This window comes from Kineococcus glutinatus (assembly GCF_039542765.1).
GTDB classification, from domain to species: Bacteria; Actinomycetota; Actinomycetes; order Actinomycetales; family Kineococcaceae; genus Kineococcus_A; species Kineococcus_A glutinatus.
In genome coordinates, this window is record NZ_BAABIL010000679.1 from 1 (window position 1) to 3,277 (window position 3,277).

The 3,277-nt window shown below is 77.8% G+C and carries 4 protein-coding genes; 1 reads left to right on the top strand and 3 read right to left on the bottom strand.

Going from position 1 to position 3,277, the window contains the following annotated elements:
• The coding region (locus ABEB16_RS20020; protein ID WP_345713956.1) for a MarP family serine protease at nt 1-709 on the top strand (709 nt) is incomplete at its 5' end.
• A 3-nt stretch (nt 710-712) separates the two neighbouring features.
• Here ABEB16_RS20020 and ABEB16_RS20025 read toward each other — a convergent pair.
• The 3 genes from ABEB16_RS20025 to ABEB16_RS20035 form a co-directional block, all read right to left on the bottom strand.
• Entirely contained in the window at nt 713-1,633 is a 921-nt protein-coding gene (locus ABEB16_RS20025; protein WP_345713957.1) for an alpha/beta fold hydrolase, read from the bottom strand.
• An 11-nt stretch (nt 1,634-1,644) separates the two neighbouring features.
• Complete coding sequence (locus ABEB16_RS20030; protein WP_345713958.1) at nt 1,645-2,118, bottom strand: phage holin family protein; 474 nt, start codon at nt 2,116-2,118, stop codon at nt 1,645-1,647.
• Nucleotides 2,119-2,300: 182 nt separating this feature from the next.
• Nucleotides 2,301-3,152 (bottom strand): cation diffusion facilitator family transporter, encoded by an 852-nt coding sequence (locus ABEB16_RS20035; RefSeq protein WP_345713959.1) that lies wholly within the window; start codon nt 3,150-3,152, stop codon nt 2,301-2,303.
• Between the last annotated feature and the right edge of the window lie 125 nt (nt 3,153-3,277).

A 3,277-nucleotide genomic window follows, 5' to 3' on the forward strand; every position in this document is an offset into this window, starting at 1 on the left:
CTTCCCCCGCGTCTTCACCGCGCTGCGCGACGAGACGGTGCGCCCCGTGGACCCGCCGGCCGCGCAGGTGCCGCAGACGGCGGGGCTGCGGCGGGCGCAACCGGGCGTCGTGAAGGTCACCGGCGTCGCGGCCGCCTGCGACCGGGCCCTGGAGGGCAGCGGGTTCGTGCTGCGGCTGCGCGGGGACGCCGCGCTCGTGGTGACCAACGCGCACGTCGTCGCCGGGGTGGTGCAGCCCCTCGTGCAGCCGCAGGGCACCGGGACCCGCCACCCGGGCCGGGTGGTGCTCTACGACCCGGCCCGCGACGTCGCGGTGGTCGAGGTGCCGGGGCTGGACGCCCCCGCGCTGCCCGTGGTGGGGAACCTGGAGCGCGGCGACCCGGCGCTCGTGGCCGGCTTCCCCCTCGACGGCCCCTACACGCTGGCCACCGCCCGGGTGCGGGAGGTCGTGGAGGCCGGCGGCCGCGACGTCTACGACACCGCCGACGTCGTGCGGCAGGTGTACGCCGTCTACGCCACCGTGGAGCCGGGCAACTCCGGGGGCCCGCTGCTCACCGAGGACGGGGAGGTCGCCGGCCTCGTCTTCGCCCGCTCCGTGGAGCACGCCGACACCGGGTACGCGCTCACGTCGCAGGAGCTGGCCGAGGCGCTGGCCGGGCTGGACACCGCGACGGCGGCGGTGCCCACCGGGGCCTGCACCGCCGCCTGAGGTTCACCAGCGGGCCAGCCAGGACAGCAGGGCCGCGCTGACCCGCTCGGCGGCCTCCTCAGGCAGGAAGTGGCCCACCCCGGCGATCTCCGTCGCGCGGTGCGGTCCCGCGACGAACCCCGCGGCCGCCTCCAGGGTGGAGCGCGCCACCGTGGGGTCGAACTCGCCGCGCAGCTGCAGCACCGGCACGTCGACGGGTGCCCGCATGGCCGCCGCGAAACGCCGCCCGTCCTCGCTCACGTGGGAGCGGGCGATCCAGCGGTGGTACTCGCAGGCCGCGCGCGCCGCGGCCGGCAGCCGCATCGCCGTGCGGTAGCGCTCCACGGTGTCCGGGTCGGGCCAGCCGGGACCGGACCAGGCGCGCAGCACCCGCTCCACCGTCGTCCCCGACAGCAGCAGCCGCTCCGGCAGCACCGGCAGGTGCCAGCTGCCCAGGCCCGTCAGGCCGCGGGAGCCACCGGAGCCGCGCCAGCGGTCCAGCACCGCCGAGCGCCACAGCAGCGGGTGGGCGGCGCCCAGCACCGCGATCCCCCGCACCCGGGTGGGGTGCGTGGCGGCCACCGCCCACGCGGTGCGCCCGCCCAGGCCGTGCCCGACGACGAACGCCGCCTCCTCCCCCAGCGCCCGCACCAGCCCGGCCACGTCGGCCGCGGAGGTCGGGGTGTCGTAGCCCCGCGGGGGCTTGTCGGAGGCCCCGACCCCGCGCAGGTCCACGGCGACGGCGCGGTAGCCGGCGTCGGCGAGGTCGCACAGCTGCCAGCGCCACGACCACCAGAACTGGGGGAAGGAGTGCAGGAGCACGACGAGGGGGCCCTCGCCGGCCTCGACGACGTGGAACCGGGCGCCGTGCGCGGCGACGTACCGGTGCTGCCACGGGCCGTGGACGAGGACCGCGGAGACGTCCGCTGCCTCCTCGGGCCGCACGTGCGGTGCGGTCAGGAGTGCGCGCTGTCCAGCTGCCGCTGCTGCGGGGCCTGCGGCTCGTGCCCCTTGCCGGTCGCGCTGGCCTTGATGGCGGCGACGGTGTCGCGGGTGGTGCGCAGGGTGCGCTCCGGCGGGCGCACCCGGGAGATGCGGCCCCGGCCGACGAGGGCGAGCCCCCCGGCCACCACCAGCAGCAGGACGGCGACGACGAGGAAGCCCACCCAGGTGGGCAGCCCGGCCGCCGCGAGCCCGTAGGCGGCGGTGAAGCACAGCAGCAGGAAGGCCACGGCGCCGAAGAAGCCGGCCGCGCCGAACAGGCCCCCGGCGAGGGCTCCGTTCTTCACGTCGGCGGTGATCTCCGACTTGGCCAGGGCGATCTCGTGGCGCACCAGGTCCGAGAGGTCCTGGCTGGCGTCGGCGACGAGCTGTCCGATGGTTCGCTCTGCGCCCGGGATGCTGCCGGGCCGGGGGGTCGCGGTGCTCATGGGGGGCTCCTCTAGCTCCTCGCGGGCGGCGTGCCGTCCGCGGCGGGACCGGCGAGGACAGACCCTAAGCGCCCGGGCCCCGCGACGCAGAACGCCCTGCCGCGGCGGGCGCGCTGCGGGCCGCCCGGCGGGCGCGGGACGAGGTGCTGGGACGAGGTGCCGGGACGGGGTGCCGGGGCGGTTCAGGCGTGCAGCAGCCGCTCGTGGTCGCCGTGCCCGGCCGGTTCGAGCTGGATCGTGGAGTGCGCCACGTCGAAGTGCTCGGCGATGCAGCGCTGCACCTGGTCCAGCAGCTGCGGGGCGTGCCCGTCGAGGAAGCAGCCCGCCTCCACGGTGACGTGCGCCGAGAGCACCGGCAGCCCCGACGTCACCGTCGAGGCGTGCAGGTCGTGCACGTCCACCACGTGCGGCACCCGCAGGACGTGGGCGCGCACCTCGTCGAGGTCGACGCCGCGGGGCACCGACTCCAGCAGCACGTCCACCGCCTCGCGCAGCAGCCGCCACGCCCGCGGCGCGATGAGCACCGCGATGCCCGCGGCGACGACGGCGTCGAGCCGGTGCCAGCCGGTGAGCCGCACCAGCACCGCCGAGACCAGGACGCCGGCGCTGGCCGCCGCGTCGACCAGGACCTCCAGGAACGCACCGCGCACCGTGAGGCTGTCCCGGGAGGCCCGCACGAGCAGCAGGACGCCCACGACGTTGCCGACGAGACCGACGGCGCCGAAGACGAGCAGCGGCCCGGTCTCCACGGGCGCGGGGTGGGCCAGGCGCCGGGCGGCCTCCACGACGACGAGGACGCCTACGGCGCCGAGCACGACGGCGTTGGCGGCCGCGGCGAGGACCTCGGCGCGGGCCAGGCCCCACGTGCGGCGCGCGGTCGCCGGCCGCTGCGCCAGCCGCACGGCCACCAGGGCCAGCGCCAGCCCGCCGGCGTCGGTGAGGACGTGCCCGGCGTCGGCCAGCAGGGCCAGCGAGCCGGACAGGGCGGCGCCGACGACCTCCGCGACCAGCACGACGAGGCTGATGGCGAGCACGACGGCCAGGCGCCCGGAGTGCCGGCCCGCGGCGGTGCCGTGCGCGTGCCCGTGGCCGTGGCCGTGCCCGCGCTGACGGCGGTGCTGGAGGCCTACCTCGCCAGCCGGGCGCGGCGCTGGGGCGA

Bases quoted from the DNA above. Each gene is read 5' to 3' on its own strand.
- ABEB16_RS20030 (WP_345713958.1), bottom strand. From the start codon at position 2,118: ATGAGCACCGCGACCCCCCGGCCCGGCAGCATCCCGGGCGCAGAGCGA.